The sequence below is a fragment of the Actinopolymorpha sp. B17G11 genome, from assembly GCF_040196095.1.
In the GTDB taxonomy this organism is placed as follows: domain Bacteria; phylum Actinomycetota; class Actinomycetes; order Propionibacteriales; family Actinopolymorphaceae; genus Thermasporomyces.
In genome coordinates this window covers 73,737-86,868 of the sequence record NZ_JBEFTW010000010.1, presented here as the reverse complement: position 1 = coordinate 86,868, position 13,132 = coordinate 73,737, and the positions used below count along the sequence as shown (strand labels likewise).

The 13,132-nt window shown below is 69.3% G+C and carries 9 protein-coding genes; 2 read left to right on the top strand and 7 right to left on the bottom strand.

What is annotated here, in order from left to right:
• Positions 1 to 501 precede the first annotated feature (501 nt).
• The 3 genes from ABN028_RS13170 to ABN028_RS13160 form a co-directional block, all read right to left on the bottom strand.
• Complete coding sequence (locus ABN028_RS13170) at positions 502 to 2,805, bottom strand: bifunctional polysaccharide deacetylase/glycosyltransferase family 2 protein (protein WP_349696805.1); 2,304 nt, start codon at positions 2,803 to 2,805, stop codon at positions 502 to 504.
• Positions 2,806 to 3,057: 252 nt separating this feature from the next.
• The gene (locus ABN028_RS13165) at positions 3,058 to 3,663 is read right to left on the bottom strand and encodes a nucleotidyltransferase family protein (RefSeq protein ID WP_349696804.1); all 606 of its coding nucleotides are present in this window, start codon (positions 3,661 to 3,663) and stop codon (positions 3,058 to 3,060) included.
• 217 nt (positions 3,664 to 3,880) lie between these two features.
• Positions 3,881 to 5,911 (bottom strand): PhoX family protein, encoded by a 2,031-nt coding sequence (locus tag ABN028_RS13160; protein WP_349696803.1) that lies wholly within the window; start codon positions 5,909 to 5,911, stop codon positions 3,881 to 3,883.
• Between the two features lie 451 nt (positions 5,912 to 6,362).
• On the opposite strand from ABN028_RS13160, the gene ABN028_RS13155 reads away from it, so the two are divergent.
• Positions 6,363 to 7,157: a DUF4037 domain-containing protein gene (locus ABN028_RS13155; RefSeq protein WP_349330094.1), complete on the top strand. Its 795-nt coding sequence runs from the start codon at positions 6,363 to 6,365 to the stop codon at positions 7,155 to 7,157.
• Between the two features lie 24 nt (positions 7,158 to 7,181).
• Here ABN028_RS13155 and ABN028_RS13150 read toward each other — a convergent pair whose 3' ends face one another.
• Positions 7,182 to 7,724, bottom strand: coding sequence for an MOSC domain-containing protein (locus tag ABN028_RS13150; RefSeq protein WP_349330095.1), 543 nt, complete (start codon positions 7,722 to 7,724; stop codon positions 7,182 to 7,184).
• A gap of 178 nt (positions 7,725 to 7,902) precedes the next feature.
• On the opposite strand from ABN028_RS13150, the gene ABN028_RS13145 reads away from it, so the two are divergent.
• The gene (locus ABN028_RS13145; protein ID WP_349696802.1) at positions 7,903 to 8,718 is read left to right on the top strand and encodes a DUF4037 domain-containing protein; all 816 of its coding nucleotides are present in this window, start codon (positions 7,903 to 7,905) and stop codon (positions 8,716 to 8,718) included.
• Here the strand turns inward: ABN028_RS13145 and rarD are convergent.
• The 3 genes from rarD to ABN028_RS13130 form a co-directional block, all read right to left on the bottom strand.
• On the bottom strand, positions 8,618 to 9,559 hold the full coding sequence (rarD, locus tag ABN028_RS13140) for an EamA family transporter RarD (RefSeq protein WP_349696801.1): 942 nt from the start codon (positions 9,557 to 9,559) through the stop codon (positions 8,618 to 8,620). The genes ABN028_RS13145 and rarD overlap by 101 nt on opposite strands.
• Positions 9,560 to 9,901: 342 nt before the next feature.
• Positions 9,902 to 10,975 (bottom strand): 2-oxoacid:ferredoxin oxidoreductase subunit beta, encoded by a 1,074-nt coding sequence (locus ABN028_RS13135; RefSeq protein ID WP_349330098.1) that lies wholly within the window; start codon positions 10,973 to 10,975, stop codon positions 9,902 to 9,904.
• Positions 10,972 to 12,945, bottom strand: coding sequence for a 2-oxoacid:acceptor oxidoreductase subunit alpha (locus tag ABN028_RS13130; RefSeq protein WP_349330099.1), 1,974 nt, complete (start codon positions 12,943 to 12,945; stop codon positions 10,972 to 10,974). The genes ABN028_RS13135 and ABN028_RS13130 overlap by 4 nt, the downstream gene beginning before the upstream one ends.
• Positions 12,946 to 13,132 lie beyond the last annotated feature (187 nt).

Below are 13,132 nucleotides of genomic sequence, written 5' to 3'. Positions count from 1 at the left end.
TGCCGGTCGGATCACCCGTACGCGAGGTGGAGGTCGGCGTCGGGCTCGGGGAGGCCGTCGCCGACGGGCGCGCCTTCTGGGTCTCCTTGTCCCGCCCGGCCCGGCTGGCCGGCTGATCCGCGCGCTCGCGCTGCGGGCGGGCCGCCGGACTCGGAGTCGGGGATGGTTTCTGCTCGCCCAGGGTCCACGGTGGCGTGCCCGGATCGGAGTCGGTGAACAGACTTATGCAGAGCAGCACGAGCGCCGCGGCCACCAGGCCTCCGCCAATCCGCCCTGCCTGTCGAAGCATGCGGTGCCGGCGTCCGGAGTGGTCGACGAAGACCGCGTGCCTGCCAGGCGGTTGTCGTCTCACGGCGAAGCAGTGTAGGCGGTGGAAGGTAGGACTGCGGAGATATGTAATGACAGAAAGGACTTGCTCAACACTCTGTGACCTCGCAATTCATTGAGGGTGCAGGTTAAATGGCGCATTCGCGGTAGAGCGGACAATTGGAGGAGCCTCGGTCAACCGCGACTCCGGACTTGCACGGCCGACACCTGGGAATGGGCGAACGTCCCTTCCCTGCGCATCGTGTGCCAGCGCAGGGGAGCGCCGAGTACTGCCGTCACGACGGACTGGATGACGACCATGTACATGAGCTGTCGGTAGACGAACTGCTGGAGCGGCATGGTCCACAGAGCCGTGAGGCGTTCACGGTCGAGCCGGAGCGCGTAGCCACCGACGACCATCTGCAGGAGTACGAACGTCAACCAGACCCCCAGCACCTTCGACGGCCGCCCGAAGAGCACGGCGTACAGCGCGAAGACGTCGATGGCAGGAGCGAACAGCGGTAGCGCGACCTGGAAGACGGCGAGGTAGGAGAGGCCGCGCCGCCCGAACCGGCCGGCGGGGCCCCGCTCGAACAGGGCCCGGCGGTGCTTCCACATCGACTGCAGCGTTCCGTAGCACCACCTGTAGCGCTGGCGCCAGAGCTGTGCCAAGGAGGCGGGTGCCTCCGTCCACGCGCGGGCGCTCTGCTTGTAGACGACCCGCCAGCCGACCCGGCAGAGCGCCATGGTGAGGTCCGTGTCCTCGGCGAGCGTGTCGTCGCTGATCCAGCCGACGCTCGCGAGGGCCTCGTAGCGGAAGGCGCCGATCGCCCCCGGCACGGTGGGCATGCATTCGAGCAGGTCGAACATCCGCCGGTCGAGGTTGAAGCCGATGACATATTCGAGGTGCTGCCAGCGACCAAGGACTCCCCGCCGGTTGCCCACCTTCGTGTTGCCGCTCACCGCACCCACCTCCGGGTCGGCGAGCGGCTGCACCAGGCGCCTGATGGTGGTGGGTTCGAACACGGTGTCCCCGTCCACCATGACCAGGACATCGTGGCGGGAGTACGAGATTCCGGTGTTGAGCGCCGAGGCCTTTCCGGCGTTCCGCTGGCGGATCACCCTGACCTCAGGAAGGCCGAGCCTGGACGCGATGGCCGCGGTGTTGTCAGTCGAGCCGTCGTCGACAACCACCACCTCGAGATCGCCCGGATAGTCGCTCGCCACGAGGGATCGAAGGGTGGCCGTGATGCCCGCCGCCTCGTTGTAGGCGGGGACGATGACCGAGACCGGCGGGTGGTAGCGCGACTTCGTGGTCATGGAGTACGCCCGCTCGCGCGCCCGGGCCGCGCGCGTGCGTGCGCCATGGGTGCGCAACCGGACGGCGCGGGACCGGGAGCGGAGTGCGCGGGCCTGCGCCCGGAGTGCCCGAGCCTGCGCCCGGAGAACACGTGCGCGCGCCCTGCGTACGCCGATCTCGTGGCGCCAGGCGAGCAGAACCATGAGAACCAGCCGCCCGACGGTGAGGACGCCGGCAGCCACCGTGGCCATCGTGAGTCCCTCGGCTGCCACCTTTCCGGCGCGTTGCGCACCTACCAGGACGGCGCCCGCCGAGCGGTCGACCATGCCGGCGGGAGTGTTGGCCTCCCGCAGATGCAAGGCGTCGGAGACGGTCGTGAAGCGGTACTTCTTCGGCTGGAGCCGGGTGATCAGGCGATCCACGCCCTCGACCACCGCGCTCCGGTCGCCTCCGCCGTCATGCAGGCGGACCACCGCGCCGCGACCCGCCTTCGGTGTGGCCGCCGCGACGATCTGTTTCGTCGTACGACGTGAGGCGTCACGCGTGTCGCGGTCGGTCAGCACGATGAGGTAGCCCTGCCGGCTCGCGTCACGCGCGGCTTCGTACTCCGGCCCCGTGAGCCTCGAGGGAGTCGAGGTGTGCGGCGGCCGGAGCAGGTAGGTGTGCATCCCGGTCGTCCCGGCGAGCGCTCGCTGCGCGAGCGTCAGCTCCACGGCGCGTCGCCAGCCGGGAATTCCGCCGAGATCGGCGTGGGTGTAGGTGTGGCTGCCGATCTCGTGCCCCTCCGCAAGGATGCGTCGGGTGAGTTCGGGATGAGCCGCGGCCTTGGATCCGACGACGAAGAACGTTGCGCGTACGCCGTGTCGGCGCAGGACGGCGAGGACCTGCGGGGTCCATCGGGGATCGGGCCCATCCTCAAACGTCAGGGCGATGGTGCGGTGGGGCATCCCGGTCCGGGCTGGCCGCGAGCGGCTGAGGTCGAGGATCGGACCGGCGTACGAGAGCGGCAACGGGCTGGTGGATGAGCTCTGTTCTGATGGCGCTGTGGAGCTGCTCCACGCCTCGTCAAGGTATCCCTGCCCGTCAGAGCCCTTCTCGACGTACCCGTGGACGAGGAGGACGGCCGCGAGCGAGGCGAGCAGGAGGCAGATGAGGGTCCAGTGGTGGCGGGGCTCCCGGAGTCTGACGTGTCGTGCCATGCGCGCTAGCTGTCCAGTTCGGCAGCCCGCTGACTGTCCAGGTTCAGACGCGCGGAAGTGGGCTCAGCTGATTCGTCTGTACGTCGCCGAAGCATTGCCGCCTTTCAGCCGTAACCAGGTGGCCAGTCTCTCGTTGTCCTCCTCGCAGGCGACATGTCGACCTGTGGCGATGGCGCATGCCTTCGCTGCGGGCTGCCCACCTTAGAGCGTCCGTATGTCGGTCCTGTAGCGGGACTGATCTCGGGCGTGTTCTCAGCTGTCCGCAGCCGTGTCGTCTCGCAGAGTTGCGAGGTCGTCCGGTGTGTCGATGTCTGCGGCAGACCCCACGTCGTCACAGGGAACCTTCGTCACGAGATCCGGCCGGCTCCGCAGGAATCCCCGGGCACCCGCGTCACCGGTGGCGAGTTCGGCGATGTCCTTCCAGACAGCGCGGGCGAGGAGCACCGGATGGCGAGGGTGCTCGCCGTAGGTCGCGACCGCCGCCACCGCACCCGCGGCGTATGCAGCGCGAAGGCGTTCGACGGCCGTGGCGGTGACGAGGGGCTGGTCGACGAGGGCGATGACGACGGCGCCGACGTCCGGTGGCATGGACGCCAGTCCAGCTCGCAACGACGACCCGAGGCCGGTCGGCCAGGCGTCGTTGCGTACCACCGTCGTCGCGGCGGCGAGGTCGGCGGTCGCGAGGATCTCGTCGTACGCCGCACCGAGGACGACGTGCACCGGGGCGCAGCCTCCCGCGGTCAGCAGTCGGAGTCCGCGCTCGACGAGGAGTTGTCCGCCGAACTCGACCAGCGCCTTGGGCCGCCCGAACCGAGCGCCCTCACCTGCGGCGAGCAGCAGCCCGGCGACGTTCGTCATGCCAGCATTGTCGCCGGTGCCAGGCCCCCGCTTCGTCGGCCCCTTCCTCGGCCCCCGTTTCGTCGGCCCCTTCCTCGGCCCCCGTTTCGTCGGCCCATTCCTCGCCCTGTCCTCATGTCGTTCCCGTGATCATGAAAGCGGACCGGACCGTGAAGGGAACGGGCCCCTACGTACCGGACGCCTTCATGATCACCGAGGCGGGAGGGCGCAGGGCGGGTCAGTCCATCCAGACGCAGGCGACCGACGGGTGTGGCTGGCCGCCGTACGGCCACCTCGACGCCGGCTCCTCCGGGGTCGCGCCGTCGACCTCGCCCGGATGCTGGACGGCGACGAACACCGTCCGCTGGTCAGGGGTCACCAGCGGTCCGCACGTCTCCGCGCCCACCGGCACCGTCAGGAACTGCCTGACATGCCCGCGTTCCGGCCCGCGCACCGGGGTGGCGAACAGCCCGTCGTTGGACTCCAGCGCGTTGCCGTCGGTGGAAATCCACAGGTTTCCCGCACCGTCGAACGCCAGGTTGTCCGGGCACGAGATCGGGCTCACCTTGGACTTGTCGTACCCACCGAAGTAGGTCGTCGGATCGCCCGGATCCCCGCAGACCAGGAACAGCCGCCAGCTGAACGACGTCGCCGCCGCGTCCCCGCGGCTCTCGTCGATCTCGACGACGTGACCGTGCTTGTTGGCCGCCCGCGGGTTGGCCTCGTCGACCTGCTCCGCCGTGCGGTTGGAGTTGTTGGTGCACGCCATGTAGACCGAGCCGGTGACCGGATTCCGCTCGACGTCCTCCGGCCGGTCCATCTTGGTGGGGCCTACCTTGTCCGCCGCGAGCCGCGTGTGGACGAGCACCTCCGCGACCGACATCCCGTCGACAAACGACTCCTCGTCGCTCGTCAGCGGGATCCACTCGCCGGTGCCGTCGTACTCCCCGTCGTCCGCGCCGTCGCCGGTGAACTTGGCGACGTAGAGGGTGCCGCGGTCGAGCAGGCTCATGTTGTGGCGGTGCGCGGCGGCGGTCCGGGTCGTCCGGTAGCGGTCGCGGGACACGAACTTGTAGAGGTAGTCGAAGCGCTCGTCGTCACCGAGGTACGCGACGATCCGGCCGTCGCGGGTCGAGGTGACTTCCGCGCCCTCGTGCTTGAACCGACCCAGCATGGTGCGCTTGCGGGGCGGGGCCTCCGGGTCGTACGGATCCAGCTCGACGATCCAGCCGAACCGGTTCGCTTCGTTCGGGTTCTTCGTCAGGTCGAAGCGTTCGTCGATCCTGGCCCACGACTTGCCCGCCGCCTTGGCCGTCGGCAGACCGTAACGCGTGAATGCCGGGACGTGCGCAGGGTCGACGGCGCCGGACGCTTCGAAGTACTGGTTGAAGTTCTCCTCACCGGACAGGACCGTGCCCCATGGCGTGGTGCCGCCGGCGCAGTTGTTCAGCGTGCCGAGCACCCGGCGTCCGGTCGGGTCGGCCGCGGTCTTGAGCAGGCCGTGGCCCGCCGCGGGTCCGGTGATGACATGCGCGGTCGTCGCGGTGACCCGTTTGTTGAACGGCCGCCGGCCAGAAGTGACGAGCTTCCACCGGCCGGTGCGTCCGACCCGCTCGATCTCGACGACGGACATCCCGTGGGCTGCGAGCGAGACCCGCAGTTGCTCCTCGGACGCCGATGCACCGTTGGCCCATCCGCGGAACATCAGGGCCTCGTCGGTGTACTCGTGGTTGGTGACGAGCAGCGCCCTCTCGCCGCCCCGGGAACCGCTCCCCAGCGGGAGCACGCTCACGTAGTCACAGTTGTAGCCGAACTGCTTCTCCTGCGCCGCCGCCGTCTGGATCTCGAAGTCGAACTCCGGGGCGTCCGGCAGCACCGGGTCGCCCCAGCTGGCCACGACTGCCTGCGCGTAGCCGTCCGGAACGACGAGCGCGTCGCGGGTGTTCGGCGCGACGGGGGTGAAGGCGAGGTCGCTGATCCGGGATCCGCCGCTGCCACGTCCGTTGCTCGGGCGCGGGCCGTCCGTCGGACTCGCGGCAGCCGCCGCGCTCGGCACGGCCGCGCCGGCGGCGCCGCCGATCACCAACGCGCCGACCGCGGTTCCCTTCAGCAGCGAACGCCTGGACAGCGCCGACGCCGCGACGTCTGCGAAGTACGGGTTGTCGCTCCGGTTGGGCACCGGGTGGTCGCAGGCGTTGCCGCACCGGAACTCACACGTGAGCCGGCTCCGTGAGCCGTGCCGTGGAAGGAGGGGGAGGAGCCGCTTCATGTCAGGACACACTCCAGGTCCGCACAGGTACGAAGGTGTGCCCGGAGCCGGGCGTGAGCGCTCCGAGCGAGGGCCGGGACCGCGCGCCGCTCCGCCTTCGAGGCGCGGCGAACCCGCGGTCGATCCCGAAGCCGAAGCTAGGTGACTCCGACAAGCGCGACACGGCGCGGACCTGAACGGCCGGTGACCGCCGGGAATCCGGCCGTCGACAGCGCCCGCCGACAGCCAGCCCGCCCGCTCAGCCAGCCTGCTCGCCCGTCGCCGACGGAACGCCTGCACCCTTGTTACGGTGCGTGCGTATCACGGTTGCGGGTGGTGCGGACTGGGCGCGGACTCCACACGGGCGAGACCTGGGCCGAACCTGGGCCGAACCTGGGCGGGACCTGGGACCGCGGACGGCCGGCATCGGCCCCGACTCGCGTCCACGCGCTCCGGTGGAGAGGATATGCGCGTGGACTCCGCTCTCGAGATCGCGAACCGCGTCACCACGGCTTATCGCTCGCTCGACGGCCTCGCGTTCGCCTACGGCCAGGGCCCGGTCATCGCGGGTTTCACCAACGACTCCGACCTCGACCTGATCATGGTCTGGGACGGCGATCCGCCCAAGGTGCGCTCCCAGGCGATGGCGGACCTACACAACGGCCCCGGCAAGCCGCTGCAGCACGACTATCCGGGCTTCTCCTTGGACCGGTTCTGGGTCAACGGCGAGCAGATCGAGGTCTCCCACAAGTCGCACGAGACGTTCTCCGGGTGGATCCGGGACATCCGTTCCGGCTGGGGTTGGGAGGACTCTGACTCCACGATGCCGCTCTACGCGATCGCGGGATTCGCCTACGGCCGGATGTTCATCGACGAGAACGGGCTCGCCGCCGCCGCACGGAGCGACCTCACGTCATTTCCGCCCCTGCTGATCGAGCGGTCCCGGACCGTGCTGGAGGCGGAACTTCCGTCGTACGAACGCGACCTTGCCGGCTCGGCCCGCCGCGGCGATGGGTTGCTCTTCCACGAACTCCTGAGCAGGGTGCTGCGGCACGCGCTCGTCGCGTGGTTCTCGGCCGAGCACCGGTACTGCCCGCACCCGAAGTGGCTGCAGCACTGGATCGCGCGGTTTGGGATGGACAGCCGGATAGCGTCGCTGGAGCGTTCGCTGTGGCTGCCCATCACCCTCGAACGCCGCCGCGAGGTGTTCGTCTCGATGGCCGAACGCATCCTCGACCAGAAACGGGAGCAACCTGACGCTGGATGAGGGCCGGGCTCCTGTGCATACCGTCTAGACCCGGTCGAGCGGATGGTGCGGTTCGGGTGGCAGCTCGACCTGGATGGCGTCACCGGGCCGGACCTCACCGCCGGTGACGACGACTCCCATGATGCCGGCCTTGCGGATGACCTTGCCGGTCTCGTCGCGGCCCAGGACGGCCGCGAGCAGGCCCGGCTGGAAGTCGTCCAGCTGCGTACACGGATTGCGGAGTCCGGTCACCTCGACCACCGCCGACGCGCCGAGATGGAGCCGCGTGCCGGTCGGCAGCCCGAGCAGGTCGACGCCGGAGGTGGTGACGTTCTCACCCATCTGCCCCGCCGCCACGGTGAACCCCGCCTCGGCCAGCTCCTCGTGGAGCTCTGCGTGGATGAGGTGGACCTGACGCAGGTTGGGCTGGCTGGGGTCGCGGGCCACCCTCGACCGGTGCTTGACCGTCACACCGGAGTGGGCGTCACCCGCCACACCGAGGCCGGCGAGCAGCTCGACGCGCTCGCAGACGTCCTTGCTGAACGAATGGGTCGCACTGCGGCTCACCGCCTTCACCGCTGCTGTCATGGACCGACATCCTTTCCTGCCCTCGGAGCTGCTCGGAGGTGCCCGACTGGAAGCGGGTCAACTTTCGGACCACTCGCGGTTGCGGTGGAGTCGAGTATCCGGGCCGCACCGCGCCCTGCGGAGGCCTGTCCTGGACCTGCCGATGCGCGGACCGGCGTGGATCGCCAGGATACGTGGGGTGGACACCGCTCTCCGGATCGCTCGCCAGGTCGTACCCACCTACCGTGCCCTCGGGGGGCTCGCCTTCGCCTACGGCCAGGGGTCGGTGTTCACCGGGTTCACGACGGACTCAGACGTCGACATCGTCCTGGTGTGGGACCGGGACGGCCCGCCCGCGCCGTCGGATCGCCCGGTCGAGAAGCTCCACACCGGCCGCGGCGTTCCGGTGACGTTCCACCAGCCTGGTTTCGTGCTCGACCGGCTCGACATCGGCGGATTCCAGGTCGACGTCTCCCACAAGACCCGCCGTGTCTTCGACGGCTGGGCCAGCGATGTGCGGTCCGGCCGTGGGTGGGAGGGCGTGGAGTACCCGACCCCGTTGTACGCCATTGCGGGCTTCGCCTACGGCACGCTGCTCGCCGACGGCGCCGGCACCGGGGCGGAGGTCAGGTCCCAGCTGTCGACATTTCCGCCGGCGCTCGTCGAACGGTCGCGGAGCGTGCTGGCGGAGGAGTTGCCGTCGTACGACCGGGATCTTGCGACCTGCGCTCGCCGTGGCGACGGGTGGCTGTTCCACGACCTGCTGAGCAAGGTGATGCGGCACGCGCTGGTGACATGGTTCGCGGCCGAACGCCGCTACTGCCCGCATCCGAAGTGGTTGCACCACTGGGTGGCGAGGTTCGGGATGGATCCCGCGATCGCCGGGCTCGAACGCGGCCTGTGGGCGCCGCCGGTCAGTTTGGCTCGGCGACGGGAGCTGTTCCTCGCGATGGCGGACCGGATCCTGCAGCTTCCAGTTGCGCGCGGCGGCCCCGTCGCAGGCCGTCCCACGTGAAGATCGCGAGGGCGAGCCAGACGATGGCGAAGCCGGCCAGGCGTACCGGCGGCATCGGCTCGGCGAACACCAGCACGCCGATCAGGAACTGCAACGTCGGCGCGATGTACTGGATGATCCCCAGCGTCGTCAGCGAGACCCGGGTGGCCGCGGCGGCGAACAGCAGCAGCGGGATGGCGGTGACCACGCCCGCGCCGGCCAGCAGGACGGCCTTGTCCCAGCCGGTGTGGCCGAAGGCACCCGCCCCGGTGAGTTCCAGCCAGCCGAGATATCCGAGTGCCAGCGGGCCCGCGACCGTGGTCTCGACGGCGAGGCTCTCCATCGCTCCGGCCGCGGCCTTCTTCTTGCACAGGGCGTACGCCGTGAAGGTCAGGGCGAGCGTGAACGCCACCCACGGCGGCCGGCCGTAGTCGATGGTGAGGATGACGACCGCGACGGCGGCGATCGTCAGGGCGGTCCACTGCGCGCGGTTGAGGCGTTCGCCGAAGAGCAGGACACCGGCCATCACGATCACGAGCGGGTTGATGTAGTAGCCGAGAGCCGTGTCCACTACATGGTCGTGGTTGACGGCCCAGATGTAGGTGCCCCAGTTGATCGCGATGATGAGCGCGGCGGCGGACAGGTAGCCGACACTGCGCGGACGGGTCCGGAGGGCTGCCCACCAACCCGGGCGGGGGCGGATCCTCAGCAGGATGGTGACGAAGACGAGCGACCAGATCAGCCGATGCGCCAGGACCTCGACCGATCCGGCGGGTTGGACGAGCGGCCAGTAGAGCGGGAACAGTCCCCAGCTCGCGTAGGCGAGGACACCGAAGATCAACCCCCGGCGTTGCTCGTCCACACGTCGCAGACTACGTACGACGGATTGATCAGACGAATCGTCGGCTCGCTGGTCTCGCGGACTGGGATCTCCGCCCCGCGTTCAGGCGCGGCGCCCCCGTCGGGCAATGACCACGCTGAGCATGCCAGTAGCACCTAGGCCAGGCATGGACGCCTCTCCGAGGTACGCAGACCTGCTCAGCGTGGTCATTGTCCGACGGGCAGTACGCCTGGTCGACTTCCCACGGGCCTGCTCAGCGTGGTCATTGTCCGACGGACGGTACGCCTGGTCGAGTTGCCACGGGCCTGCTCAGCGTGGTCATTCAGGCCCGGCCATGCCGAATCCGCGGTCAGGCGTGGGCGGTCAGGCGCTGGAGCCGACGGTCCAGGTGTCGGCTCCCTGGAGCAGTTGTGCCAGGTCGCCGGGGCCCTTGTCGGCCCGAACCTTCGCCAGTTGGTCACGGGCGAGATCGTCGTAGGTCGGCCGCTCCACCTGGCGGAAGATCCCGATCGGCGAGTGGTGCAGCGTCTGCGCGTCGGCGAGCCGGGAGAGACCGAACGCCGTCGTCGGGTCGGCACCGTAGGCGTCGTGCACGAGCACGGCGTCGGCCCCGACCTCGGCCACCGCCGCGACCCGCAGCCCGCCGGACGCCTGGTCGCGGACGACACCCAGCTCGCCGTCGCGGCCGAACAGAATCGGCTGGCCGTGCTCGAGCCGGATCACCGCCTCGTCCTGGGTGTCCTTGCCCTTGAGGATCTCGAACGCACCGTCGTTGTAGATGTTGCAGTTCTGGTAGATCTCGACCAGTGACGCGCCCCGATGCTGCACCGCGGCCCGCAGCACCGAGGTGAGGTGCTTGCGGTCGGTGTCGATCGTGCGGCCGACGAACGTCGCCTCGGCGCCGAGTGCCAGCGACACCGGGTTGAACGGCGCGTCGAGCGAGCCGAGCGGCGTCGACTTGGTGATCTTCCCCAGTTCCGACGTGGGCGAGTACTGTCCCTTCGTCAGCCCGTAGATCCGGTTGTTGAACAGCAGGATCTTGAGGTTGACGTTGCGCCGCAACGCGTGGATCAGGTGGTTGCCGCCGATGGACAGCCCGTCGCCGTCACCGGTGACCACCCACACCGACAGGTCCGGCCGCGATGTGGCGAGGCCGGTCGCGATCGCGGGGGCGCGGCCGTGGATTCCGTGCATGCCGTACGTGTCGAGGTAGTAGGGGAACCGGCTCGAGCAGCCGATGCCGGAGACGAAGACGACGTTCTCCCGCTTGACGCCCAGCTCGGGCAGGAACCCCTGCACCGCCGCGAGGATCGCGTAGTCGCCGCAGCCTGGGCACCACCGCACCTCCTGGTCGGAGGTGAACTCCTTGCGGTTCTGCGGAGCGTCAGCCGTCGGGACGCCCCGCAGTCCGGGCAGCGGCAGATCGGTGGTGGTCATGAGCGTCTGCAGTCCTCCTCCACGTCGACGCCGTGACGGACGTGGCCGTTGGGCGACGGGTCAGACAGGGAGCCGGCATCGTCGCCGTCCTCGAGTGAGCCGATGAGCTCGCCGATCGCCTCGACGAGTTCGGCGGCGCTGAACGGAAGCCCGCGAACGCGGTTGTAGGTCACCACGTCGACGAGGTAGCGGGCCCGCAGCAGCATGGCCAACTGGCCGAGGTTCATCTCCGGGACCAGCACGCGTTCGTAGCTCTTGAGCACCTCGCCCAGGTCGGGTGGCAGCGGGTTGAGGTGCCGCAGGTGCGCCTGTGCGACCGGGGTGCCGTGCTCGCGCAGGGTCCGACAGGCAGCGCCGATCGGGCCGTACGTCGAGCCCCAGCCGAGGACGAGCACCTTGGCGTCCTTGCCCGGGTCCTCGACCTCCAGCGGCGGGATGGTCCGCGCGATCCCGTCGATCTTGGCCTGGCGGGTGCGGACCATGAGGTCGTGGTTGGCGGCGTCGTAGGAGATGTTGCCGTGTCCGTCCGCCTTCTCCAGCCCGCCGATCCGGTGCTCGAGGCCGGGTGTGCCCGGCACCGCCCAGGGACGGGCGAGGGTCTCGGGGTCGCGCTTGTACGGCCAGAAGACCCGCTCGCCGGTCTCGGTCTCGTGGTTGGGTTCGGTGGCGAACTCGACCTTGACCTCGGGCAGATCGGCGACGTCCGGGATCCGCCACGGCTCGGAGCCGTTGGCGAGGTAACCGTCGGACAGCACGAACACCGGCGTGCGATAGGTCACGGCGATGCGTACGGCCTCGATGGCGGCGTCGAAGCAGTCCGACGGCGAGCGCGGTGCGATGATCGGGACCGGCGCCTCGCCGTTACGCCCGAACATCGCCTGCAGCAGGTCGGCCTGCTCGGTCTTGGTCGGCATCCCGGTCGAGGGACCGGCGCGCTGGATGTCGCAGATCACCAGCGGGAGCTCGAGCGTCACACCCAGGCCGATCGTCTCCGACTTCAGCGAGACACCGGGCCCGGAGGTCGTGGTCACCCCGAGCGCGCCCCCGAACGCGGCACCGAGGGCGGCGCCCACCCCGGCGATCTCGTCCTCGGCCTGGAACGTCGTCACGTCGAAGCGTTTGTGCTTGCTCAGCTCGTGCAGGACGTCGCTCGCCGGCGTGATGGGGTAGGAGCCGAGGAACATCGGCAGCCCCGCCCGGTTGGCCCCCGTGATGAGGCCGTACGCAAGAGCGAGGTTGCCGGAGATGTTGCGGTAGAGCCCGGCCTTCATCTCCGCCGGCCGGACCTGGTAGGAGATCGCGAACGCCTCGGCGGTCTCACCGAAGTTCCAGCCCGCCTTGAACGCCGCGATGTTGGCGTCGCGGATGGCGGGAAGGCGAGCGAACTTCGCGTTCAGGAAGGACAGGGTCGAATCCGTCGGACGGTTGTAGAGCCACGAGACCAGGCCGAGGGCGTACATGTTCTTGGCCCGGCTGGCGTCCTTGCGCGACAACCCGCCCTGGTCCGGCCCGAGCGCGGCCTTGATCGCCTCGGTGGTCATGCTCGTGAGCTTGAACCCGTGGGTCTGGTAGGCGTCGAGCGAACCGTCGTCGAGCGGGTTCTCCGTGTAGCCGACCCGGCTGAGGTTCCGCTTGGTGAACTCGTCCGCGTCGACGATCAGCGTGGCGCCTCGGGGCAGCTCCGGCAGGTTGGCCTTCAACGCCGCGGGATTCATCGCCACCAGGACATCGGGGGCATCACCAGGGGTCAGGATGTCGTGGTCGGCGAAATGGATCTGGAATGACGAAACGCCTGGCAGTGTCCCGGCTGGCGCGCGAATCTCCGCCGGGAAGTTGGGCAATGTCGACAGGTCGTTTCCGAAAGATGCGGTTTCCTGAGTAAATCGGTCACCGGTCAGTTGCATGCCGTCACCGGAATCGCCGGCAAATCGGATGATGACACGGTCGACCTGCTGGACCTGTTTGGTCACCGGGCGAACGACCTCCTCGGGCGCCGTGCCAGGGCTAGTCCCCAAAACCGTGTTGCGGTGAGGCTCCGCCTTCGGGGGCGGCGCGCTCTCCTGTCGTGCTTCTATGCTACGTCCGGGTTGTTCGGTGTTGGGGGGGCCACCGCACTTTGGGACGCCATCGCAGTACGCGACTCGACTGTAACCCTCG

What these genes read in the sequence shown, in the direction of transcription:
- ABN028_RS13135 (WP_349330098.1), bottom strand. Translation starts at nt 10,975, where the DNA reads ATGACCACCACCGATCTGCCGCTGCCCGGACTGCGGGGCGTCCCGACG.
- ABN028_RS13165 (WP_349696804.1), bottom strand. Translation starts at nt 3,663, where the DNA reads ATGACGAACGTCGCCGGGCTGCTGCTCGCCGCAGGTGAGGGCGCTCGG.
- ABN028_RS13150 (WP_349330095.1), bottom strand. Translation starts at nt 7,724, where the DNA reads ATGACAGCAGCGGTGAAGGCGGTGAGCCGCAGTGCGACCCATTCGTTC.
- ABN028_RS13170 (WP_349696805.1), bottom strand. Translation starts at nt 2,805, where the DNA reads ATGGCACGACACGTCAGACTCCGGGAGCCCCGCCACCACTGGACCCTC.
- ABN028_RS13160 (WP_349696803.1), bottom strand. Translation starts at nt 5,911, where the DNA reads ATGAAGCGGCTCCTCCCCCTCCTTCCACGGCACGGCTCACGGAGCCGG.